Genomic DNA, 22,635 nt, shown 5'->3' on the forward strand with positions numbered 1-22,635 from the left:
CAAATCTCTAGCATTTGCATTTTGAAAAATAACGCGGCTCATAATACGCTCAAAATCGTACATGGAGTGTAAAATGTCCTTGATTTCCTCTCGTAAGAATAAATCACCAAAGAGTTCTTCTACGCCATCCAATCTTTTTTGTATTTCTCCTGAGGATAGCAAGGGCTGTTCAATCCATTTGCGAAGTAATCTTGCACCCATAGCAGTCTGGGTTTTGTCCAAAACCCATAGTAAAGAACCCTTGCGGCTCTTTTCCCGCATGGTTTCCGTTAGTTCCAAGTTTCTTCGGCTAGAAACATCCAAAAGCATAAAATCACCGGTGGTGTAATATTTTACCGTTGAAATATGACTTAATTCATTCTTTTGGGTCTCTAAGAGATACCACAGTAACCCCCCTGCCGCTGAAACTGCCCCAGGCTTTTTACTTAAACCGTATCCATCCAAAGATTTCACTTGAAAATGCTTTAAAATGGTGTCCTTTGCCGTAGCAAAATCAAACATCCGATTATCAATGTCATTTAGAAAATAATAAAACCGATCCTTGACTTCATTACATAATGGATTATTTAAAAAGGACTCATTGCAGATAACTTCTGCTGGTGAATAGCGCGCGATTTCATCCAAAATTTTGTTCGCTGCCTGTATGCTGGTAAACTCCGTTGTTTGAAATTCCCCTGTGCTCACGTCGCAAGCTGCAATGCCATAACCTGCACCACTGCTATATATCGCTAGAATATAGTTGTTTTTCCGCTCATCCAAAACAGCATTGTCTAAAACAGTTCCAGGGGTAATTACCCGCACAACATCGCGCTTTACAATGCCCTTTGCAAGTTTGGGGTCTTCAACTTGCTCACAAATGGCTACTTTAAACCCCTTTTCCACCAATCTGGCTATGTATCCATCAGCAGAATGAAAGGGTACGCCGCACATGGGTGCCCGCTCTTCCTGGCCCCAGTCCTTTCCCGTAAGGGTAATTTCTAGCTCTTTCGAGGCGATCACCGCATCTTCGAAAAACATTTCATAAAAATCACCTAAGCGAAAAAAAAGCAGGCAATGCTTATAGTTTTCTTTAATTTCAAAGTATTGCTGCATCATAGGCGTGATTTTTGCCATGATCGTTCCTCCCTTTTCTTCAAAATATATATGCAAACATTGTATTTGGTGCATTGGCTTCTCAATATGACTCACCAAATAGCAACTTACAATTTTCTAAGTTAGTTGTTATTCTTTCTTTTAAATTCTCAAAAACAAATCCGTTTCATCAAACCAATTCATGTTCTTAGCATTTATGTATACTATCCTGTTATTTTAAACTATATAAAAGCCCGAACCCCGCAAGGGAGCTCGGGCATCTATCCAACGCTTTTATCCGTTTCTATCCTTAGTGGCAACCGCCGCCACAAGATGCACAAGAGCTAGGGCTGCATCCGTTCTGTGCAGGTTCTTCACCTGTCAAAGTAGAAGTCACAATCGTGAAAATAGAGTTCATAAAGTTATTAAAGTTCATTTCAGCGGCAAACAATTCAGATGCAATTTTATTGTTTCTGATTTCTTCGCCTCTTTTTGCCATATCTTCAGAAAATGCCTTCTGCTCTTCTGCGGAAATACCACCAGCCTGCATTTTAGATTCAAATTCCTGATGCAACTTTGTGTATTCCTCTACTGCTGTTGCGATTTCAGGACTTTCCTCATAAGCCTTTTTTGCTGCAAGCAAAGTTTCAACCTGAGGTGTTTTCTTCAATTCTTCCCCCAAATTTCTCGCTAAATCATAAACAGTTGTCATATTATTCACCATTAACCCTTTCTGCAATAAAATAGAATGTTTTATTTTCAATGATCCGTACGGGAACGATTTGCCCGATTAAATCTTTACTGCCTTCAAAATGAACCAGAGCATAATTGTCTGCCCTGCCCGTTAATACATCTTTGTTAGACTTGCTGGGTTCTTCCACCAATACGTTAACAATTTTCCCCACCAATTTTTCATTTAATTCATGAATCATTGGGTTTAAAACATTTAACATACGGTCAAAACGATCCTTTATTACGCTCTCATCTACCTGATTGTCCATCGTTGCCGCAGGGGTTCCTGTTCGCTTAGAATAGATAAACGTATATGCCGTGGTATAACCAACCTTTCGAATGACATCCAGTGTTTCTTGGAAATCCTCTTCTGTTTCCCCCGGGAAGCCTACAATAATATCTGTACTTAATGTGATTTCAGGCATTGCTTCCTTTATTTTCCTCACTGTTTCCAAATAGGATTCCTTGGTATAATGACGGTTCATGCGGCGCAAAATTTCGCTGCTGCCCGCCTGAACGGGTAGATGTAAGCTTTTACAAACCTTAGGGCAATCCTTCATGGTTTGGATCAGCTCATCTGATAAATCCTTAGGATGAGAGGTCATGAAACGAATTCTCTCAATTCCTTCTATTTCATTTACCATACGCAGAAGTTTCGCAAAGCTAACAGGTTCACTCAAATTCTTTCCATATGAGTTTACATTTTGTCCCAAAAGCATTATTTCCTTTACGCCGTCTGCTGCTAGCTTCTTCACTTCAGACAAAATGTCCTCTGCTTCACGACTTCTTTCTCTTCCCCGCACATAAGGCACAATGCAATAGGTGCAAAAATTATTGCATCCAAACATGATATTTACAGCTGCTTTGTAGGGGAAATGTCTGATACTAGGCAAGTCCTCCACAATTTCCTCGTGCTCCTGCCAAATATCATAAATGGTGTCACCGCTTTCCATACGGGTATTCATCAATTCGGGCAGTTTATACAGGTTGTATGTGCCAAAAACAATATCCACATGTCGATACTTTTGTCTTAATGTGTTAATCACACTATCCTGTTGCATCATACAACCGCATAACGCAATGACTGTATCAGGCTTGTCCTTTTTATAGTGCTTTAGCCAGCCTAATTTACCATACACCTTTTGCTCTGCATTTTCACGCACACAGCATGTATTGTAGATAATAAAATCTGCGTCGGTTTCTTCATCTGTTCGGGCATAACCCATTTTATCAAGCATGCCTTCCAGTTTTTCCGAGTCATGGGCATTCATCTGACACCCCATAGCAAGACTAAAGAATTTCTTCTTTTTCCCTGTTTCTGCTTCATAAGCATCGTTAATCTTACGAATGCCCTGCATATAATCCAACTGTCGCAACAGTTCTGTTTCATCGACAGTTATTTCTTTTCTTGTATCCTTCATAGCTCTTCCCTTTCAATGCTATTTTTGGCAAAACCGCTATATTTTAGTATAGCATAGAAGTTTCCTAGGCTCAACGAATTTTTTCTTAAACATAAAATTCCATAAAATAATCATTTGCAACTCACATTCATCACAAAGAAAGAATCCTAGGCTTCTTTTATTGAGGAATCTCAACTACTTTTAACTGATTTCCGTGTTCTGTAATCATGTCTAAAAGGTCTTTGATTAATAAATAAACCGTTGCCGTATTATCATTAGGATGAACACCGATTTTCTTCATTTCCAAAAAATCCTGGTCAAAAAATACCGTTACCTCTTTTTCCGTATCGTTCAAAATGCCCAGGGGGGTTACTGCTCCTTTTTTCAAGCCCAAATACTTCATCAAACGTTCTTCCGATGCAAAAGAAAGTTTAGACAAACCAAATGCCAGGGCAAATTCCTTTAGATTCACTTTCTTATCAGAACGCACCACAATCAAATAGTGATTTTCCCCTTTTCCATCCCGCAGAAAAAGATTTTTTGCCACATCAAGATCTTTATCAAAACCCATTTGAACCATATCTTCAATGGTAAAGGCAGCTTCATGGTCGACCCATTCATATGCAAGTCCTTTTTCCTCCAATAACCTTTTTACTTCCTCTTTATCGTACATGGCAACTGCTCCTTCCTTTTACTACTACCAAGTCTTTCCTAATTATAGCATATATTATCCCAAAGAAAAAACTTGTTTCGTTAAAAAACAAATGAAAAAAGAGCCGTATAGGCTCTTTTAAAAAGGGGAGGGTATGTATTACTATGTTATTTGCTTTATCCTTGCTTCTTTTAAGGATGATTCTATGATAAAATAGGTTTATGAATTGGGTATGTAGGGATTATGAACATTTTGTAAACATTTTAAAACATTAGGAATTCAAAGGTTTTCTCGGCATTTTTAAATCCCCAAAAGTACACTTCTTCATTTTTTGAAGTATTTTTATGACATTTTCAAGCATTGATAAAATGAATTAATTTAATCTTTATTTTTGCTCCCAATTTTAAGATAATAATAAAAAATATCAAAGAGGTGAAATAATGGCAACAGTAAAAGAGGATGCACAAAAAATCATTCAAAGCTCAATAAAAAGAGTTTTACCCGACTCTGCAGTCAAGCGGGCTTTGGCAGGACAAACCTTTCAGGGTGAAGTTATTGTAATCGCCATTGGGAAAGCTGCATGGAATATGGCAAATGCCGCCGCAGAAATTCTCGGAGATCGTATAAAAAAAGGAATTGTGCTTACCAAATATGGACATAGTCAGGGAGATATAAAGGATTTCACTATTTTGGAGGCCTCTCATCCCCTTCCTGATGATAACACAATCGTAGGGACAGAAAAAATTATTGAAGCCGTCTCAAATCTTTCATCTAAGGATACTGTTATTTTTTTAGTTTCTGGTGGTGGTTCGGCTTTGTTGGAGAAACCCGCTGGAAATCTAAAATTAGACGATTTTTTGCGGATTACAGACCAGTTATTGAAATGCGGCGCAGATATTGTGGAGATAAATACGATTCGCAAGCATCTTTCGGCAGTAAAAGGCGGAAAATTTGCTGCACTTTGCGCTCCGGCTGCCGTTTATACCATTGCATTGAGTGACATTTTGGGTGACAGACCCGATTCTATTGCCTCTGGCCCCACATGTGCTGATTTTTCAACTTGTGCTGAAGCATTTTCCATCGTAGAAAAATACGGATTAAAACTGACAAATGAGATGAAAAAAGAACTCACCAATGAGACACCAAAGGAAGTTCAAAACAACACTATGCTGATAACCGGAAGTGTAAAAGAGCTCTGCCTTGCGGCAGCAGAGGAGGCAGAAAATCTAGGTTATGCTCCCCTTGTCCTTTCTACCCTGGTAGATTGTGAAGCAAAGGAGGCCGGCCGCCTATTGGCTTCCATCGGCAAAACAATCCAAAAAGATGGTGTTCCCTTAAAAGCACCATGCGCCATACTTTGCGGAGGTGAAACCATTGTCCGTATTACAGGGAAAGGGAAAGGCGGAAGAAATCAGGAGTTAGCTTTATCCGCCGCAGAATTAATTGCTGGATTAGAGAATATCGTCGTTTGTGCAGTTGGTTCAGACGGCACAGACGGCCCTACCGATGCAGCGGGAGGACTAGTGGATGGCTGCACAAAAGAAATTTTGGACAAAAAAGGGATTTCAATTGATGAAATTTTAGCAGAAAATGACTCTAATCGAGCATTAGCTCTGGCTGACGCCCTAGTCATTACTGGCCCCACAGGAACAAATGTGAACGACTTATATTTCCTTTTATGCAAATAACTCTGTTTCTGATTAAAAATTATAGACATGAATTTTATGCAAATGAAAAAGAGGCTTAAATAAGCCTCTTTTTCATGTTACAACTGAATCGTTTCTTAGTTCATAAATTCAAAACTTAATTCACTGCAAAAGCTTTTCCCCTTCCCATGTCAACGGAATTAAATCATGGCAATTTAGAAGAGATACCTCAAATTTTCGATTCAAGGCCGCAAAATGTTCAACGCCAAAAGCAATTTTATTTAGGTATGAAAATACCCCTATGGCTCCTGTTGAAAAGGTTCCAGCTTCTTTTCCATAAATTGCACATAAATCAGGCAAATCACTATAAATTTCTTCCACGGTTTTCCCAAAAGTTTTAAATACTTCTGGTATCTTACCCGCTTTAATTTCCTCACCAATTTTCCGCCCTGTCATGGCAGCTGCCATGGCTGATCTACATAACCCTACCGAGGTAATAAATCCTTCCCCAAGAGCCAGTGCCTTAAACACCTGATCCTCACTGGCAAAACCACCTGTTATTGTAATAGCAGGCAATTGGAGCCCCTCTTTTTTCAGCCTTTTACAAATCTCTACCACGTTTTTTTCAAGGACAATGGTTGGATAAGACCATTCATTCATCATTTTAGAAGGACTGTATCCCGACCCACCACCGGCGCCGTCGAAAGTAACCATATCCACCTCATTTGCACAAGCCATTCTCAGCACCCGTTCCAAATCTGCCTGGTCATAACCCGCCATCTTAAAATAGATATTTTCCGCGCCCAATGCTCTTAAATTTTCGATATGTAGTTTAATATTTTCTTCTGTCCAAGCAGGAAATCTTCCACAACTATAAAAACTTGGACAAACACCCTTTTCATAAGCTTCTTTTATTTTGGGGTCTAATGGATCAGGATGCACCAAACACCCACATTCTCGTTTCTCCAATGCCATTTCGTAATTTTTCAATCGTTTTAATGGTTGAACGCCCTTTGCCCCTTGTCCAAACTTAATTTCAATTGCTTTATAGCCGTATTTTTTAATTGCAATTTCAGGTACACCCATAAGGTTATCATCGGCATTACATTGTAAAATCAGTTGCCCCAATCCACGATAAAAAGGTGTATAGCAGTCCATAATTTCTTGTAAAAGGGGAAAATCTGTAATTTTGCCATCGTTAATGACCAATGCAGAATCATTATTTCTGGCATCCTCACCAATGACGCAACTAACTCCCGCCATTGCCGCACCGCCGAAATAATCTTTCCAATTTAGTTTTATCAATGCAGGCAGAATAATAGGAAGATTCATATTTATTCTATTTTTTGTACCATATGAGGTTTTTAAATTCACATCAAAAACGGATAATTCAGCTTCAGATTTATCAGTGCCCTCTGCGCCAAACACTCGCCCATTAATGTTAAAATGAGAAAAGTCCACAGGGTAATCCTTTTCGCTGGCAATTTGATTATTGCCTGTAGTAATTGGGTATACCGTTCTGGCACCCAATACTGCCGCCAATGCAATTTCACAAGTTCCATTACAATCCTCAGTACAAAGAGAACACATTCCAGATTGAGGTGATACAAATTTACTGGAATTTCTTCCTGCTGTGAAACCCGAGGATAGCGTTGGAGAATACGTCATAATTAAACACCCTTTCTTAGAAATATATCAGCAAACCGTAATGTTATAGTAAAATATTACCATTTTAATTCATGTTTGTAAAGGAAATTAAGGGAAATTTTCACAAATACATATTTTCAATTCACAGCATTTATGTATGAAATGTATAATTCAACAAAGCATACTTACTTTTATTTTGCCAAATTCATTATATCAACTGGACTCCATTTAAAATATAAAAATTTAACTTGCAAATTATTTTCAGCCCATTTTTACCTACATACCCTCTCTACTTAATTAATATCAATAAAGCAAGCAATTTTTTGTATCTGAAATAAAAAAAGTAAGGCTTACTTCATCCCTAAATGCAGCAAGCCTTACTATTTTCTATTATTTCTTCTCGAAACAGCTAAAACCATGAAAGTTGAACAGGCTGTCCATAGCTTTTATACGCCTTTATAATATCTTCCATTTTATATAATATTCCGTATCGTTTGCACTCTTCACGAAAAAGCATCCACAATTCCTTTCCATGGGGCGATTTGCATTCGTAAGAATTCCCGTATGTCTCTATATACTTTTCTTTCAGTGAGGGAAACAATTCATCCAGCTTATCATAATACCATTCCCGCTGATTCTGCCGTAATGTTACACCAAATGCAGGATAGATAAACTTTGCACCATTTTCATGTGCTTGTGCCACAATGGCTCTAATATTGTTTTCATTATCCTCTATAAAGGGCAAAATGGGCATAGATAAAATCCCTGCAAAAATCCCAGCATGAGACAGCTTCTTGATGGTAGCGAAACGTTGGGAGGATACTGCTACGTGAGGCTCTATTTTTTCACACAAAGCATCATCAGCGGTGGTAATTGTAATTTTTATTAGCACTGGAGAATGGGAAGATATTTCTTTAAGCAAATCTATGTCCCGCTCAATCAAACTACTTTTTGTTGCAATGGCTATTCCATAGCCAAAACGATTGATGTGTGCCAAAGCACCCCTAGTAAGTTCATGTTTCTTTTCAAACGGGTTATAAGGATCACTCATTGCTCCCGTACCAACAACACCACGTCTTCGTTTTCCTCTAAGCTCACGCTCCAAAATATTAAGTGCATTTTCCTTTGCCCTTACTTTATCAAAGAGCTCCACACCATAGCAATCACTTCTACTATCGCAATAAATACAACCGTGGTTACATCCTTTATAAATGTTCATGTTATAGTTGGTACCAAACCACGAATTGTTTTCGCTGTATCCGGAAAGGATTGTTTTTGCAGGTATCCAATCCATTATCAACCCTTCTTTTCCAGGTATTTACGAAACTTACTTCCCGAAAAGATTTCATTTGTAACAAATTTACCATTATCAAAAAAACTATAGGTGGTAAACGGCGTAGGGGCATTCTGTGCCTGCTCTGGACTTTCAAGTTTTATCAGGGTTACAGTTTGTCCTTCTTCCTTGGCCACTTCTTCCATGAGGGGTACATACTTTTCTGTATGAGGGCATTGATTTGTATAATAAAACACCATGCCTTTTTCCGTTATACGTGCACTTTTGCAGCAGTCTTTAAACTTTGGTTGACATGCTCCACTTTCAAAAGGCAAGTATAAAAGCTGAAAATATGGTTCTGCTGTATCACAAACTTGAAATCCTTTATACTTTAAATACTTTCCATCCGATAAAAAAGGCATCTTTTTTTCAGAAGAAAGGATAACAATCCCCTTTTTCCCCTGCCTCTTTCCATCTTCGATACATGCTTGCAACAGATCATTTGCATAGCCATGCCCTTTCAGTTGTCCCGAAACCCAAAAACAATTGATATACAGATATCCCTCAGCATCAATGGGACACCATGCATTTTCAGCAGGAATATATTCAATAAAGGCCTTTCCCCTTACATTCACTTTTATGAATGTAAGCCCATTCTCAAACTGGCTTTTCATCCAGTTCTTTTTAGAAGATAAACAAGGATCACCCTTTTTATCTGATATTGCACAACAAATGTGCTCCCTATCGATGTTACTGCTGTCAACAGAAATTAGTTCCACGAACTCAGCTCCTTTTCTAATTTAATGATATATATACATGTATTTCTGCTTGTTTCAAATCGTCTCCACCTTGATATTCCTCAAAATCACAGCAATATCTTCTATCCAAATCCATGCTCCAAAGCTCTATCCAAAAAGTTTGCACTGCTTCTTTCACATCTCCACGAATCACAAACTTGGCATATTTCCCTTTCGGCATGATTTCCACAGAAACATCCTCAGGAAGTTTCGCATCTGCCTCAACCTCACAACAAATCAAAACATCGTAGGCTCCGTTTACATCATTTTCAAAATTAGTATAGACACCTAGAGTTTTATCGTTTATTTTCCCTGGTATGGACGCATAGATTCCCTCACCAAAAAACTTCTGCCACGCCATACCTATTTCGGAACTCATATTTGCATCGCCATTGCTTGTTCTCCTTCGGATGCCTGCAACCTTTTTTTCACTCAGCTCAACCACTTCATATTTCATATGAAAAACCTCTTTTCTCTATTCGATAAGAAGAAGCATACCACATGAAAGCTGACACCATTATGTCATATTAAATATATTTCTTTAAGTTATTCTCCAAATTTTCACGAATGCTATTCCGAAGATACACAGGTTCAAGCACCTCGGCAGAGGCTCCAAAAGACAAAATATATCCATACATCCAATCATTTTCAGGCATGGTCTTTGTAACCGTGAAACTACCGTCTCCATTCTTCACAATTTCTGCGTGTTCAAATTCATCATAAATTCGAAATGCCATATTTGAATCAATTTTTAAAACTATAGTGATCGTCTCCATAGTCTCTCTGAAAAAAATGAGACGATCCTCCTCAAAGCCTCTTTCAAAACATTCTTTTGATACAAAAAGTTTTTTGATTCGAGATACTCGAAACATACGATATGCATTTCTTACCGTGCAAAATCCATATACATACCAAGCCTGTCCTTTAAAAATTAGTTGTAACGGCTCAATAACTCTATCGGTTTTTTCACCATTGGCACTATAGTATTCAAACTGAATCCGGTTTCTATTAATAATGGCATTTTTAAGGTCCTTGAATTTCTCTTTTTCTTCTTTACCACTGCCCCAATGGGAAAAATCAACATCAATCCATTTTGATTCATCGCGCTGAAACAAAACTGCCAGTTTTTTAAGAACCGGTTCCACCCCAGGCACATTTAATGCATTCATGCCTTGCAAAGAAGAAATGATTTCAAGCTGATCTGTTTCGGAAACCATAGATTTTTTCATCACATAATTGTCCAGTAGTCGGATTCCTCCACCCTTACCCTTACTCGTATAAATGGGTATTCCTGCAGCACTCAGTGATTCTAAATCTCTATATATGGTTCTCTGAGATACTTCAAAATAATCCGACAACTCCTTTGCTGTTACCGTTTTTTTCTCAAAAAGCACATAAACCATTTCTAGCAATCGATCAATTTTCATATTTTCTCACCGATATTATTTTAACACAATTGTAAATTCTCTGCATGCACTATCATGTTATTCTAATCTTTTTTTCGATAAAAAAAGCATTCTGCGTTTCGACTTCCACAGAATGCTTTGCTCTAATTTTCTATACTTGATTTAGTTAATGCTCCGCTTTGCCTAATTCTCAATCATATATTTCATATTCCCCAAATGATAAATGTCAACCGTGCACTTTTTCATATGATCTTCTTCATAAAAATACCCCGAAAAAACTGATTGATTGTAGCCATAAATTTCATCTATGATTTCGAAATCCATGTTGGGAAATTTGTTTACGAAAGCAACTAATTCGTAATTTTCACCAGAAAATTCCCCAGTGTTTCCAATCGAATCAAACAAATAAACGGAACAAAAATCCAAATCTAAACCTTCAATACAAATAATTCTTTGTCCCTTCACTGCTAAATAATCATTATCTTGCTCGTAAAAACCTTCACTAAAATGCATCATAATTTTCTCCCCATCCAATGTGATTTTACTCACTCTGGCATCATGGAGACTATATGGTAAACCTAAAATATTTTTACGGATTACTTCTTTCATGGGTTCCTCCAAAATTTTATTAAATGAGACCTTTCATACAATCAGCCCATTTCGCTTTCATTTTAACAAACGAATGTAACGAAGTCCATAACAATATCCTTATCCTCTCAAAAGCGGCATTGCACCTGTCAATTTATTTATCTTTTTCTTTTCACCATAAATACCAATTCCTAAATAAGTATGCTCTTGTGTGGAAAGGGCCTCCAATTTCCGTACATAATCACTGTAAACCTGAGAAATTTGGGCTGCTTCTGTAAAATCAACAACCACCAGATCACTAAATTCAGGGGCATATAAACGTTGCCTTAATTCACTTAATCCAGCCTTGCTTCCCTTCAGCATTGTAATCGGAATTGTAACAATTCCTAAATGTGTTTCATGCAAGGCATCCGCGGCATTCTCCCCTACTAAATGGGGTACTTGTTCCCCTAAAGTAACACCTAAAATTGCTGATGTATTTGCTACTATCCCAATTGGCAATTGGGAATCTATAATCATAACGCATTTCATATCAACAGCATTCATTCTTCACCTCGTTTTTTCTCCCCATTGAAAATTTGTTCTCTGAAATAAACAATCCCGCTAATGTAAGCCCCACGCCAATCACAGCCATCCCTGTTATTCTTTCATGTAAAATTAGAACGGAAGTTATTATCGTTACCACAGGAACCAAATAAATATAAACACTGGTTTTTACCGCTCCTAGTATTTTTACTGCCCAATTCCATGTAGCAAAACATGCTGCTGATGCACCCAGCCCTAAAAATATCATATTAAAAAGATTTATCGGTTTTAGAAGGGTAGAGCCAGCGGGGTGAAATTCAAAAATAAACAGAGCAGGTATCATAAACAATAAGCCATAAAAGAAAATTCTCCGGGTTGACTGCACCGTATTATATTGAAAGCCACTAATCTTTTTTGTCAAAATGGAGTAAATGGCCCATACAAATGCCGCCAATACCGCCAACAAGTCTCCCATAGGATTGAGTTTCAAAACACTGGCTCCTTGATAGCTCATTAGAAAAATGCCCACCAATGCAATCAAAAAACCAACGAAAAACTGTGGCTTCAACTTCTCTTCCTTCAAAAATAAATGGGCGCACAATGCGGTAAAAAAAGGCGCCACAGAAATAATCACACCAACATTAGACGCAAAGGTGTAGGTCAATGCGATATTTTCTAATAAAAAATATAAGGTGATTCCGCAAAGTCCTGCACCGGCAAAATATAATTCCTGCTTTGAATTTTGAATTTTTAATCTGCGGGGGCGAACAAGAATTAGTGCAATCCAGCCAATCACAAATCGGATAAATAATATTTCTATGGGGCTCATGCTTTTTAATAAAATCTTTGTAGAAATAAATGTAGTTCCCCAAATAATAATTGTGACGATTGCCAGTATATGCCCTGTAAGTTCATTTTTTCTATCCATAATAGTCCCTTTCTTACGCAACACCTATCAAATCTGATTTTTATAAATGCTCTGATATTGTTTTGGTGTCACCCCAATAAACTTCTTGAAGTAATTTGAAAAATGACTTTGATCACTAAAGCCTGTCTGCAAAGCAGCATCAATCGGCAATACCCCTTGCTCTAAAAGCTTCTTTGCCTTGTCAATACGTATTGTTTCCAAATATCTGTACGGAGAAATTCCCATTTGCTTTGTAAAGGAACGTAATAAATAATATTTACTCAGCCCTGTCAAATCACTTAATTGATCCAGTGTAATGCTTTCCCTATAGTTATTTTCTAAGTAATCACAAACAACCGCAATCTCCGTACTATGTTCTGATTTGGTGGAAGGAGGTTCTGCGGCATGTTCTTCAATCAACTGCTCTAAAAGCAATAAAAATAGCTCTTCTTTTCTAAAATCCCGTTCTTCCTCCATAATTAATGAATGCAGCTCTTTTAATTGTGATGCAAACTCACTGCGATAAACCACTGTAGTTGCAAAATAAGGCAACTCTTCATTTCCTGTTATCTCAAAGACCGCCTTGCCCATAACCTCCGGCTGTATATTGATACATCGATAATCCAGGGTTTTTCCATCTATTTGTTCGCAAGTATGATTATCCCCCGGATTAAATAGTACCAAGTCCCCTGGAACAACGGTATATTCTCTATTTTTACAAGACAAATGCCGATTTCCTTCTTCGATAAATCCTAATACATAATATTCATGAAAATGGTTGGGGAATTTTTGCATAATTCCTTGAAAATGATAGGCTTCAACCCTCAGTTCTACATCAAATTTCACCGTTCTAAATTCATTGTTCATATGTCCTTCTTCCCACCTTCTTCCAACAGCTTGATTATACTATATCATAAATCCAATAGTCATTCTTGAACGATATTGCTCTTATGTTTTCTTTCCAATTCTTTCAGACAACATTAAGTCTTCCATGATATTCCTTTTTGTCAATAAAAACAAACCCTCAAGCATTGTTTTACCAACGGAATTATCTATAGATTGAAAAAACTATGCAAACTGAACTTCTTTTACAACCCCTTCGTCTCCTGTAACTACAATTTCAACGATAGGATCATCTAAAAGTTCCTGAATTATTTTCGATGCTTCTGTAGTTGTGGCGAATGTTATTTTACTAACTCTTTTATATCCATTGGGATGTACAAAATTTCGTGGTTTAGGATCGACATTGAAATAGCTCATTAAAAATGGTAAACTCAATTCCGCCGGAAAAAAGCACTTGAATTTCAATTTTCTGCCATGGGTGTCCGTTCTCTTTGCACTTTTCATATTAAATCCTCGGTCTTTATATTTTCCTAATTGATTTATTTCCTCTGTTAAATCTCCATGATCTTTCTCGATGCAAAAACCGCACCAACGATCCGTACCATAATCCCACGAATCAAATCGTTTCACAACCCCCTTATATCCCAAAGTTTTGAGTAAAACTTTAAAAAATCGGGGCATCCCCGTGGACGCCAACAATTCAATATAAGGTCCCTCGCTAAAATAAATAATGGCATTATAAGGATTTTTAGCTCTCCCGTATTCCACAGCAAATCCCTTATGCCGCCATTCTTTCACGCCATTGTCCAAATTCTCCACTTTGTAAATCAAATGACCTGCTCTCATAAAATTCCTCCTATCATTTCTTGTCTTGTAGTTTATTTTCTATTTCTTGGTATCAGTTACCTAAGCACTTTTCATATTTTTAGTTATCTATAGCTAACTACATTGTAAAGACATCCAGCTAAAAAGACAGGCAGTACTTCCTCAGCCTATTTTTTGATAAGAAATCACATTTCATTTTATTTCATTCTTTTGTAGTCATGTAGGTGCTCTGCGGATTCATATTAATAATACAAAAGAGTTGTTACTTTATATCTACTAAAATCCAGAATCTTCAAAGCACTCAATTCTTTTTGTAAACACTTTCATTCCAATAATGACAGTTCACCATCCTGCCACACCCCATATTGCTCTCCTTGTTTTTCAAACGGGGTATTTCCTTTAAAAACATCTGTCATTTTTTTCTCAAAAGCTACAGTCTCATCCACTTTAACAAAGACAATAAACACAACCTTTTCAGAATACTGGGTATCGAAAAGAATATGCCCTTCCTGAAGAATTTCGTATTGTACTTTTCCCGAATCCGTATACTCCGTTGTAATTTCATACTTTGCATACAAAACCAGGTCGGCTATTCCTGCGGCCAAGACCCCTTCTTTTGCAGCTTTACCATATGCACGAACCAACCCGCCTGTACCCAAAAGTGTTCCTCCAAAATATCTGGTGACTACAATTGCGGCATTCTTTATATCCTCCCCCTTAAGAACGTTTAAAACAGGCATGCCTGCCGTTCCCTGGGGCTCCCCATCATCACTGAAGCGCTGAATTTCATTACGTTCCCCAAGTTGAAATGCAAAAACATTGTGGGTCGCATTCCAATATTTTTTTTTCATTTCTTCTACAAAAAGCCGTGCTTCTTCCTCAGATTTCACAGGGCGTACCGTAGCAATAAAACGTGATTTTTTCTCCACTATTTCAGCTTCTGCTTCTGTTAAAATTGTTTTATATTCATTCAACATATCTTCCACCAACCAATTTGTTTTTTTTCAGCTAAATCAATTAACAAAGTCAAAATTATCTTCTCAATATCTTTGTACTTCATAAAAAACTTATTTTACGATTAAGTAATTGCATTATTATATCACACAAATTACCAGCCATAAAAGTATTTGCATGCTTTTTAATTAAGAATGAAACTCTTTTTTTTGCGCAAGATAACGTTGAGGTGATAAACATGGCTCAAGAATACACGAACCTTGACGATTTATTAAACCGGAATCCAAAAGCAAAGGATTTTTTTGAATCTTTGCCAGAAGATCGCCAATTTAACGTTCGTCAGTACGAAAACAACATCCACTATGACTTAGACCTTCGGCGCTATGCCGAGCATCTTTTGAGAGGAGGTTATTAAAATGTTTGGTAAAGAATACAGAGACTTAGCCGACTTACTTTTAAACAACGCAAGAGCCCAGAACTTTTACAAAGGGTTACCCGATGATATTCAACAGACCATTTCCCATAGCAGCACTGAAATCACGACCATGAAATCCTTGCGTCATTTTGCAAAAGCTGCACAAAAAACTGGCCGTTAATCCCCACTGATTATAGTGCAAAAGCGATACTTTTTACTTTAGTATCGCTTTTGTTTCATTGTGCCTATTTTTTATGTAGCAAACTCATTTTTCATCTTATCTTGAAATAAATTTCAAAACTATCTAAAACTACAATTATTTCTTAATAACACAACAGCCTTTGCCTGAATTTTTCGCCACATAGAGGCACTGATCACTATCACGATAAAGACGGTTAAAATCAACCTTATCTTTGTCGTTTATGGCACAGCCGATACTAAAGCTTACACTGATTCCTTTATCACGTCCTATGGCAGAAGATTGTAAAGAGTTTAATAAATTTTCCAGCTCCCTTCTGCATTCGTCCATTTCAATGAGATTAATGGAATAGACAATAAACTCATCGCCACCCATACGCAAAACAATGTCTTCCCCCGAAAAATACCCTTTGATTAAACGACTGATTTCTTTGATTACAGAATCACCATACATATGTCCAAAATGATCATTTATTTTTTTAAAATCATCAATATCCAAAATTATAAAAGAGCCTTTAATCTGGTTATAAATTAATTGCTTTATTTTAAATAGCCCCACTTCTCTATTATATACCCCTGTCATTTGATCTATTTCAGACTTGCTTTTGTATTTTACAAAGCTTTCTACATTTTCAATACGTTCATTTAAAGTCAATACATTGACCCCAAGGGCCAAGCAGTAAAAAGCAAGCAAATGCATCATATCGGAAATAAACAGTGCTTTGGGTTTGGCAAAATAGCATAAAACTGCATAAATCACTGCCGAGCATGAAATGAAAAAAATTATTCTCCAAGGTTTATCTATCATAAACAATGTCAATACACATAAAAATACCATGATTGTGATAGAAGGAACCCCACTATCCAAAAATGTACCCATTAATATTCCCATGAACATAACCGGAGATAATGCACAATAGAAAATCAGTATGATATACTTCTTTTTTTTATGAAGATAAAACTTGGCTATTAAATATAAAATAACACATAAGCCTAATAGTACAAATATCTGACTATTAAACGTAAAATATTCGGATAAAGGTAAACCCACTAATAAAATTCCGCAAGTAATAATAATGCCTACGGTTGTTAATCCGAGAAAATTATTATAATTTCTATTGCATATTTCTTCTTTATATAAATCGACCTTCTCGGCAAGCAAGTTCTCTTTCCAATGACCTAACTTTCTCAAGAATTTAGATAAATTATCCATTAACATTCCTTCCCAACTTCATTATTATGACTCCTTATTAGCAGTTTTACATATGCTTCCGCTATAAAATATCATGCTAAAAATGAATTGTTTCTTGGCCAATGCATAAAGTTTCATTTTCTTTCGCTAATTTATAATATTATAACAGAACTAAATTGCAAAAACAATCTTCGTCAGAAACTCTTGCAAAAATCCGTATTTTTTTTAATGCAAAAATAAACCTGAATGACTCCAGCTTGCAGCATAAAAAAAGTCCCCATGCAATGAGTAGAGCTTTGCTCTCTACGCTACAATGGGGACTTATTTTAATACGTTTTATCTTGTTAAATTACTTGCTCTTTTTTGTATAGTCTTAATGCTTAATTTATTTTGTATTCACCATTTTCCACGTCAACTGTTAAAGTGGTGTCTGGAGTAACCTCGTCAGCAATAATTTTCTTTGCCAATAACGTTTCAATGTTTCTTTGAACCATTCTCTTCAGAGGTCTTGCACCAAATGCAGGATCATACCCTTCATTCACAATAAATTCTTTTGCTCTTGCTGTCAATTTACAGTGAAGTTGTTTATCAGCCAAACGCTTATTTAAATCAGCTATAATTAAATCAATAATATGAGTGATATTATCTTTTGTTAATGGTTTATAGAATACTATTTCGTCCAAACGGTTCAAAAATTCTGGTCTGAAAGAACGACGTAGCAATTCTTCCACCGCCAAACGAGCGTCTTCTTTTATTTCTCCTGTATCCTCCATTCCATCTAATAAATAGGAAGATCCTAAGTTAGAGGTAAGAATGATTACTGTATTTTTAAAATCCACTGTTCTTCCTTGGGAATCTGTAATACGCCCATCATCTAAAACCTGAAGTAAAATATTAAATACATCAGGATGAGCCTTTTCAATCTCATCAAAAAGAATCACAGAATATGGTTTTCTACGAACAGCCTCAGTAAGCTGACCGCCCTCCTCATAGCCTACATAACCAGGAGGTGCACCAATCAAACGAGAAACGCTGAACTTTTCCATATACTCAGACATATCAATGCGAATCAGATTTTTTTCATCATCAAACAAGCATTCTGCAAGGGTTTTCGCCAGTTCTGTTTTTCCAACGCCCGTTGGTCCTAGGAACAGGAAGGAGCCAATTGGTCTATTAGGACTTTGGATTCCTGCACGGCTTCTTAAAATTGCCTCAGAAACCTTTGTAACTGCCTCATCTTGACCAATTACTCTCTCATGCAAAATCTCCTCCAAATGAAGAAGTTTTTCTCTTTCGCCCTCCATAAGCCTTGCCCCGGGAATTCCCGTCCAACGCTCAATAATACGCGCAATCTCTTCTTCTGTCACCTTATCCCGAAGCAGCGTATTCTTTCCACTGTTCTCCTCAGCAAGGTGTTCTTTCTCCTCAAGCTCCTTTAGTAATTGAGGTAGCCTTCCGTATTTTAACTCGGCAGCACGATTCAAATCATATTTTCTCTCCGCAGCCTCAATTTCGGCGTTTACATCTTCAATTTCCTCTCTAAGCTTTTGCACAACACCTATAGAGTCTTTTTCATTTTCCCATTTCGCTTTTAAAGCAGCAAATTTATCCCGCATTTCTGCCAGTTCCTTTTGGGTTTCACCCAATCGTTCCTTAGAAAGCTTATCGCTTTCCTTCTTAAGTGCTGCTTCTTCTATTTCATGCTGTATAATTTTTCTTTGAATAATATCCAACTCCGTCGGCATGGAATCCATTTCCGTACGGATCATCGCACAAGCTTCATCCACCAAATCGATTGCCTTATCCGGAAGAAAACGGTCAGTAATATATCTGTTGGACAGTGTTGCAGCTGCAATAATTGCCTGATCTTGAATTTTAACACCATGATAAACCTCATAGCGTTCTTTTAGCCCACGCAGGATAGAAATAGTATCTTCCACTGTTGGTTCATTGACCAAAACTGGTTGGAATCTTCTTTCCAGCGCAGCGTCCTTTTCAATATACTGCCTATATTCATTCAACGTGGTCGCACCAATACAATGTAGCTCACCTCTGGCCAGCATTGGTTTCAGCAAGTTGCCCGCATCCATGGCGCCGTCCGTCTTTCCTGCCCCAACAATGGTATGCAGCTCATCAATAAAGAGTATTATTTTACCTTCACTTTTGCGAACTTCATTTAAAACCGCTTTCAATCGTTCTTCAAATTCACCACGGAATTTTGCCCCGGCTATCAATGCTCCCATATCTAATGAAAAAATGGTTTTATCCTTTAAACTATTGGGCACATCTTCTTTGACAATGCGCTGTGCCAAGCCTTCGGCAATCGCAGTTTTACCTACACCGGGCTCGCCGATTAAAACTGGGTTGTTTTTCGTTTTACGTGACAAAATCCGTATTACGTTTCTAATTTCGTCATCCCGACCAATAACAGGGTCAAGCTTTTTACTTCTTGCTCTCTCCACCAAATCTGCCCCATATTTTTTCAAAGCATCATAGGTTGCCTCTGGAGAATCGCTGGTTACCCGGGTGTTCCCCCGTACAGAAACCAAAATCTTCATAAATGCATCTTTACTCACGTTGTATTGCTTGAAAACCAACTTTAGCACTTCATTGGGTGCATTTAACATTGCCAAAAAAATATGTTCCACAGAAACATATTCGTCTGTCATTTTTTCAGCAAGCTTTTCAGATGCAACCAAAGTTTTTTCTAAATCCCCGCTGGCATAGGTTTGTCCTCCTGACATCCGGGGAAGTTTCTTTATTTCAGCTTCTACTGCCTGAAGCAAGCCATTCACATTTACATTCATTTTTTGTAATAACTCAGGAATTAAGCCATCTTCCTGGGTTAATAGCATTGCCAACAAGTGCTGTTGTTCAATTTGTGGATTTCCATATTCCACAGCAACGGACTGGGCATTTTGAATGGCTTCCAAAGATTTTTGGGTAAATTTTTGCAAGTTCATAACCATTCCACCTTCCTATTTCACAAAACTATTTTTTAATATGGGTATATTATACATTGTTAGCACTCACTTGTAAAGAGTGCTAACAATAATTTATCGAACAAAAATTTTTGCTTCTTTTTACTTTTTATCATCATTTTTGCCCAAATATATAATCATAAACCTGCTTTCAAAGAAATACTTTATTCTAGAGGCATTTAAGAGGTAATTCAGAAAGATATTAGATTTTCGATATTAAATTCTTTAATGTCTTTTTTAGTGATTTGTATCGTTCAAACAAAATTTTTCTTTCTTGTGCAATCTGACAAAAGATTTCATTGATAGATTCTCATCCATCTGTAAAGAATTGTGTAATATTTCCGTTGATTGAAATAGCTTAATTACATGTTTAATGAGGTAAATCCCATGACCTATTTCTTTAATAATTTCAAAACATTTTGTGAAAACATCTACATCTTATACCCAAAAAAGGTATTTCATAATTATTGATAAAATTCTGATATATTCAAAAATTATCTTTATCCTAGGAAGATTTTGCATTTAAGCCAACATTCCATCTCGTACCCCCTCTTATAATATATTTTTCTTCTATCATATTAGAAATATTCGCATGTTTTATGTAAATTAGCATGTTAAATAACTGACGATTTTGAATACAAAAAAGGGCGTATATTTTAAGATAAAATCATCATGATATTGTTATAAAATTACGAAGAACAGGCAGTAATCTATGCTATTTTATTGTTGATTTTTGAAGAATTTGTCGAAGATATGATGATCAATGGTCACAAACAAAAGGGAATGATTTACTTGAAATTTGCTTGTTTTGTTCCTTGTGCGTTTTTTATTCATATGCTATAATAGAAAAGTCGAAGCAAAGAAACTTGAAGTCGGGGTCATTTGATCGTGCTAAGAAAAAGCAAAGTGCCGACTGGGAAAAAAAGTACATTTTCCTGATTTCCCCCGTCTTTTTTCTTCGCCGTTGTGGTATACTTATGTTAATCTCAAAAAGGACGTGATGCCAATGCATAAGGCAATTGGTTCCAAAAAAGATTTTGGCAACTTAAGTGAGGATGAATTATTAGCAGAGTATAATGAATGCGTACAGGATCTCCTTGATCATGAAATGGTTAGAAAAATGGATTCCTTCGTACAGCATTGCAATACAAGCCGATTACAACATAGCATTAATGTATCCTATTACAGCTTTTTGGTTTGCTATCGCATGGGCTGGGACTATCGTTCCGCAGCTAGAGCTGGTCTTCTTCATGACCTGTTCTTCTATGATTGGAGAACAAAGAAGGGGCTTCGCACCCACCATGCTTCTTGGCATCCCAGAGTTGCTCTGGATAATGCAAGAAAAATTACAGAGCTGAATAAAGTTGAAAAGGACGCCATTTCTAAGCATATGTGGCCATGTACCCTCGTTCCTCCCAGATATATTGAATCCTACGTTATTACCTTTGTAGATAAGGTTTGTGCTGTTTGCGAGGTTGCAGAGCGCAAATATAAAGGAGTTCGTGTGGGAAAAGTTGCTGTTTCTTAAAGGAACAAAACAATTGTATATATTTTTGTATTTTAATGGTGATAACCCAAGTATCTCTTGGTTATCACCATTGTTTTATCTTAGAAATCTTTTCTAGCTTAAATCATTGCATCTAATGTAACCTTGATTCTTTCATCTGAAATGTGTTTTACAACTATCTATTTAAACCGTTTATATTTATGACTCAATGCGGCTAAGAAAAAGTTTTAAACTATTTAACCCTATGGAATACAAATATATTATTGTTTCCCCTTATAGCATCATTAGTCTTTTATACCTAATATTATTATATAAAGGCTGGGCTGGCTAATTTAACATAACAAAAAGGCACAGGTATAAACCTATGCCTTCTATGGAAGTCTAGCTTCCTAACTTTGTCCAACGGTATAAAGCGTTGTTTCTTGCATAACCAAAAAATAATTTATATTATCAATGCCTAAGCATCTTCAATACAGAATCAAATCGATTAAGCACGTTTTACGTTAGCAGCCTGAGGGCCTTTTGCACCCTGAACAACTTCAAATTCAACTTCCTGTCCTTCTTCAAGTGTCTTGTATCCTTCGGACTGAATAGCAGAGAAGTGTACAAACACGTCGTCTTCACCGGGAACGGAAATAAAACCGAAACCTTTTTCTGCGTTGAACCATTTAACTGTACCCTTTTTCATTGAATAAATCCTCCTACATAGATAGATAAAAAACTTTTACAAGACAATACTACCATATATTTCATAAAGTGTCAACGCAAATTTCCCACTAAGTCACTGTTCTCATTTACATTGTTTCATAATTTTCGTCATTTTCTAACGTATTTTTCTGTATTGCAGCCCTTGCTAATTGGTCACATCGCTCATTTTCGGGATTATCGGCATGTCCTTTTACCCAAATAAAGGAAACCTGATGAATTTCAAGCAAAGCCAACAGTCGCTCCCATAAATCTACATTTGAGGCTTTTTCTTTGTTGTTGCGCATCCAACCCTGACTGCGCCATTTTTTTGCCCAGCCTTTTTCGATGGCATCCACTACGTATTTTGAGTCACTGTAGAGCTTAACGGA

22 protein-coding genes and 1 pseudogene are annotated in these 22,635 nt (G+C 36.9%); 4 read left to right on the forward strand and 19 right to left on the reverse strand.

The features are described from left to right. The 4 genes and pseudogenes from RTK36_RS07970 to RTK36_RS07985 form a co-directional block, all read right to left on the reverse strand. Positions 1–1,113: pseudogene (locus RTK36_RS07970) on the reverse strand (DNA mismatch repair protein MutS); the annotation flags it as partial. Positions 1,114–1,381: 268 nt separating this feature from the next. Continuing rightward, positions 1,382–1,783 carry a YlbF family regulator gene (locus RTK36_RS07975; RefSeq protein WP_312046001.1) on the reverse strand — a complete coding sequence of 134 codons (402 nt, stop codon included), beginning with the start codon at positions 1,781–1,783 and terminating at the stop codon, positions 1,382–1,384. A gap of 1 nt (position 1,784) precedes the next feature. Continuing rightward, positions 1,785–3,224: a tRNA (N6-isopentenyl adenosine(37)-C2)-methylthiotransferase MiaB gene (gene miaB / locus RTK36_RS07980; RefSeq protein ID WP_312046003.1), complete on the reverse strand. Its 1,440-nt coding sequence runs from the start codon at positions 3,222–3,224 to the stop codon at positions 1,785–1,787. A 157-nt stretch (positions 3,225–3,381) separates the two neighbouring features. Continuing rightward, on the reverse strand, positions 3,382–3,876 hold the full coding sequence (locus tag RTK36_RS07985; RefSeq protein ID WP_312046005.1) for a prolyl-tRNA synthetase associated domain-containing protein: 495 nt from the start codon (positions 3,874–3,876) through the stop codon (positions 3,382–3,384). A gap of 419 nt (positions 3,877–4,295) precedes the next feature. On the opposite strand from RTK36_RS07985, the gene RTK36_RS07990 reads away from it, so the two are divergent. Beyond that, entirely contained in the window at positions 4,296–5,543 is a 1,248-nt protein-coding gene (locus RTK36_RS07990; protein ID WP_312046007.1) for a glycerate kinase type-2 family protein, read from the forward strand. Positions 5,544–5,663: 120 nt separating this feature from the next. On the opposite strand, the gene RTK36_RS07995 is transcribed toward RTK36_RS07990, so the two are convergent. The 11 genes from RTK36_RS07995 to RTK36_RS08045 form a co-directional block, all read right to left on the reverse strand. Continuing rightward, on the reverse strand, positions 5,664–7,169 hold the full coding sequence (locus RTK36_RS07995; protein ID WP_312046009.1) for a glutamate synthase-related protein: 1,506 nt from the start codon (positions 7,167–7,169) through the stop codon (positions 5,664–5,666). A gap of 388 nt (positions 7,170–7,557) precedes the next feature. Then, the gene (locus RTK36_RS08000) at positions 7,558–8,442 is read right to left on the reverse strand and encodes an SPL family radical SAM protein (protein WP_312046011.1); all 885 of its coding nucleotides are present in this window, start codon (positions 8,440–8,442) and stop codon (positions 7,558–7,560) included. A gap of 2 nt (positions 8,443–8,444) precedes the next feature. Next, positions 8,445–9,200 carry an N-acetyltransferase gene (locus tag RTK36_RS08005; protein ID WP_312046013.1) on the reverse strand — a complete coding sequence of 252 codons (756 nt, stop codon included), beginning with the start codon at positions 9,198–9,200 and terminating at the stop codon, positions 8,445–8,447. 16 nt (positions 9,201–9,216) lie between these two features. Next, entirely contained in the window at positions 9,217–9,675 is a 459-nt protein-coding gene (locus RTK36_RS08010; RefSeq protein ID WP_312046015.1) for a GyrI-like domain-containing protein, read from the reverse strand. Between the two features lie 70 nt (positions 9,676–9,745). Beyond that, the gene (locus RTK36_RS08015) at positions 9,746–10,645 is read right to left on the reverse strand and encodes a helix-turn-helix transcriptional regulator (protein ID WP_312046018.1); all 900 of its coding nucleotides are present in this window, start codon (positions 10,643–10,645) and stop codon (positions 9,746–9,748) included. 162 nt (positions 10,646–10,807) lie between these two features. Next, a complete protein-coding gene (locus RTK36_RS08020; RefSeq protein WP_312046020.1) occupies positions 10,808–11,233 on the reverse strand; it encodes a hypothetical protein in 426 nt (141 codons plus the stop codon). Positions 11,234–11,332: 99 nt separating this feature from the next. Beyond that, on the reverse strand, positions 11,333–11,758 hold the full coding sequence (locus RTK36_RS08025; RefSeq protein ID WP_312046022.1) for a DUF2000 domain-containing protein: 426 nt from the start codon (positions 11,756–11,758) through the stop codon (positions 11,333–11,335). Beyond that, entirely contained in the window at positions 11,745–12,665 is a 921-nt protein-coding gene (locus RTK36_RS08030; RefSeq protein WP_312046023.1) for a DMT family transporter, read from the reverse strand. Before RTK36_RS08030 ends, RTK36_RS08025 begins: the two co-directional genes overlap by 14 nt. A gap of 27 nt (positions 12,666–12,692) precedes the next feature. Then, positions 12,693–13,511, reverse strand: coding sequence for an AraC family transcriptional regulator (locus RTK36_RS08035; RefSeq protein WP_312046024.1), 819 nt, complete (start codon positions 13,509–13,511; stop codon positions 12,693–12,695). A gap of 201 nt (positions 13,512–13,712) precedes the next feature. Next, on the reverse strand, positions 13,713–14,333 hold the full coding sequence (locus RTK36_RS08040) for a VOC family protein (RefSeq protein WP_312046026.1): 621 nt from the start codon (positions 14,331–14,333) through the stop codon (positions 13,713–13,715). Positions 14,334–14,635: 302 nt separating this feature from the next. Further along, positions 14,636–15,289 (reverse strand): YigZ family protein, encoded by a 654-nt coding sequence (locus tag RTK36_RS08045; protein ID WP_312046028.1) that lies wholly within the window; start codon positions 15,287–15,289, stop codon positions 14,636–14,638. Between the two features lie 215 nt (positions 15,290–15,504). Here RTK36_RS08045 and RTK36_RS08050 point away from each other — a divergent pair, with 215 nt between their 5' ends. Together RTK36_RS08050 and RTK36_RS08055 are read left to right on the forward strand one after the other, a co-directional pair. After that, complete coding sequence (locus tag RTK36_RS08050; protein WP_312046030.1) at positions 15,505–15,681, forward strand: hypothetical protein; 177 nt, start codon at positions 15,505–15,507, stop codon at positions 15,679–15,681. A 1-nt stretch (position 15,682) separates the two neighbouring features. Continuing rightward, a complete protein-coding gene (locus RTK36_RS08055) occupies positions 15,683–15,862 on the forward strand; it encodes a hypothetical protein (protein ID WP_312046032.1) in 180 nt (59 codons plus the stop codon). A 135-nt stretch (positions 15,863–15,997) separates the two neighbouring features. Here RTK36_RS08055 and RTK36_RS08060 read toward each other — a convergent pair whose 3' ends face one another. Beyond that, positions 15,998–17,092, reverse strand: a complete 1,095-nt coding sequence (locus tag RTK36_RS08060) for a GGDEF domain-containing protein (RefSeq protein ID WP_312046034.1) — start codon at positions 17,090–17,092, stop codon at positions 15,998–16,000. 359 nt (positions 17,093–17,451) lie between these two features. After that, the gene (gene clpB / locus RTK36_RS08065) at positions 17,452–20,034 is read right to left on the reverse strand and encodes an ATP-dependent chaperone ClpB (RefSeq protein WP_312046036.1); all 2,583 of its coding nucleotides are present in this window, start codon (positions 20,032–20,034) and stop codon (positions 17,452–17,454) included. 1,024 nt (positions 20,035–21,058) lie between these two features. On the opposite strand from clpB, the gene RTK36_RS08070 reads away from it, so the two are divergent. Beyond that, positions 21,059–21,580 (forward strand): hydrolase, encoded by a 522-nt coding sequence (locus RTK36_RS08070; RefSeq protein WP_312046038.1) that lies wholly within the window; start codon positions 21,059–21,061, stop codon positions 21,578–21,580. A gap of 466 nt (positions 21,581–22,046) precedes the next feature. On the opposite strand, the gene RTK36_RS08075 is transcribed toward RTK36_RS08070, so the two are convergent. Next, complete coding sequence (locus RTK36_RS08075; RefSeq protein ID WP_066049121.1) at positions 22,047–22,247, reverse strand: cold-shock protein; 201 nt, start codon at positions 22,245–22,247, stop codon at positions 22,047–22,049. 106 nt (positions 22,248–22,353) lie between these two features. Further along, on the reverse strand, positions 22,354–22,635 hold a 282-nt coding region (locus RTK36_RS08080), incomplete at its 5' end, for an RNase H family protein (RefSeq protein WP_312046040.1).

Origin of the sequence: Anaerotignum sp. (assembly GCF_031981185.1) — a bacterium.
Lineage (GTDB): Bacteria > Bacillota > Clostridia > Lachnospirales > Anaerotignaceae > Chakrabartyella.

Excerpts from the sequence above, each read along its gene's own strand:
- RTK36_RS07995 (WP_312046009.1), bottom strand. The coding sequence starts at position 7,169 with ATGACGTATTCTCCAACGCTATCCTCGGGTTTCACAGCAGGAAGAAAT.
- RTK36_RS07990 (WP_312046007.1), top strand. The coding sequence starts at position 4,296 with ATGGCAACAGTAAAAGAGGATGCACAAAAAATCATTCAAAGCTCAATA.
- RTK36_RS08045 (WP_312046028.1), bottom strand. The coding sequence starts at position 15,289 with ATGTTGAATGAATATAAAACAATTTTAACAGAAGCAGAAGCTGAAATA.
- RTK36_RS08050 (WP_312046030.1), top strand. The coding sequence starts at position 15,505 with ATGGCTCAAGAATACACGAACCTTGACGATTTATTAAACCGGAATCCA.
- miaB (WP_312046003.1), bottom strand. The coding sequence starts at position 3,224 with ATGAAGGATACAAGAAAAGAAATAACTGTCGATGAAACAGAACTGTTG.
- RTK36_RS07985 (WP_312046005.1), bottom strand. The coding sequence starts at position 3,876 with ATGTACGATAAAGAGGAAGTAAAAAGGTTATTGGAGGAAAAAGGACTT.
- RTK36_RS07975 (WP_312046001.1), bottom strand. The coding sequence starts at position 1,783 with ATGACAACTGTTTATGATTTAGCGAGAAATTTGGGGGAAGAATTGAAG.
- RTK36_RS08070 (WP_312046038.1), top strand. The coding sequence starts at position 21,059 with ATGCATAAGGCAATTGGTTCCAAAAAAGATTTTGGCAACTTAAGTGAG.
- RTK36_RS08060 (WP_312046034.1), bottom strand. The coding sequence starts at position 17,092 with ATGGATAATTTATCTAAATTCTTGAGAAAGTTAGGTCATTGGAAAGAG.
- RTK36_RS08055 (WP_312046032.1), top strand. The coding sequence starts at position 15,683 with ATGTTTGGTAAAGAATACAGAGACTTAGCCGACTTACTTTTAAACAAC.
- RTK36_RS08030 (WP_312046023.1), bottom strand. The coding sequence starts at position 12,665 with ATGGATAGAAAAAATGAACTTACAGGGCATATACTGGCAATCGTCACA.
- RTK36_RS08075 (WP_066049121.1), bottom strand. The coding sequence starts at position 22,247 with ATGAAAAAGGGTACAGTTAAATGGTTCAACGCAGAAAAAGGTTTCGGT.
- RTK36_RS08010 (WP_312046015.1), bottom strand. The coding sequence starts at position 9,675 with ATGAAATATGAAGTGGTTGAGCTGAGTGAAAAAAAGGTTGCAGGCATC.
- RTK36_RS08015 (WP_312046018.1), bottom strand. The coding sequence starts at position 10,645 with ATGAAAATTGATCGATTGCTAGAAATGGTTTATGTGCTTTTTGAGAAA.
- RTK36_RS08000 (WP_312046011.1), bottom strand. The coding sequence starts at position 8,442 with ATGGATTGGATACCTGCAAAAACAATCCTTTCCGGATACAGCGAAAAC.
- RTK36_RS08025 (WP_312046022.1), bottom strand. The coding sequence starts at position 11,758 with ATGAATGCTGTTGATATGAAATGCGTTATGATTATAGATTCCCAATTG.
- RTK36_RS08035 (WP_312046024.1), bottom strand. The coding sequence starts at position 13,511 with ATGAACAATGAATTTAGAACGGTGAAATTTGATGTAGAACTGAGGGTT.
- RTK36_RS08020 (WP_312046020.1), bottom strand. The coding sequence starts at position 11,233 with ATGAAAGAAGTAATCCGTAAAAATATTTTAGGTTTACCATATAGTCTC.
- clpB (WP_312046036.1), bottom strand. The coding sequence starts at position 20,034 with ATGAACTTGCAAAAATTTACCCAAAAATCTTTGGAAGCCATTCAAAAT.
- RTK36_RS08040 (WP_312046026.1), bottom strand. The coding sequence starts at position 14,333 with ATGAGAGCAGGTCATTTGATTTACAAAGTGGAGAATTTGGACAATGGC.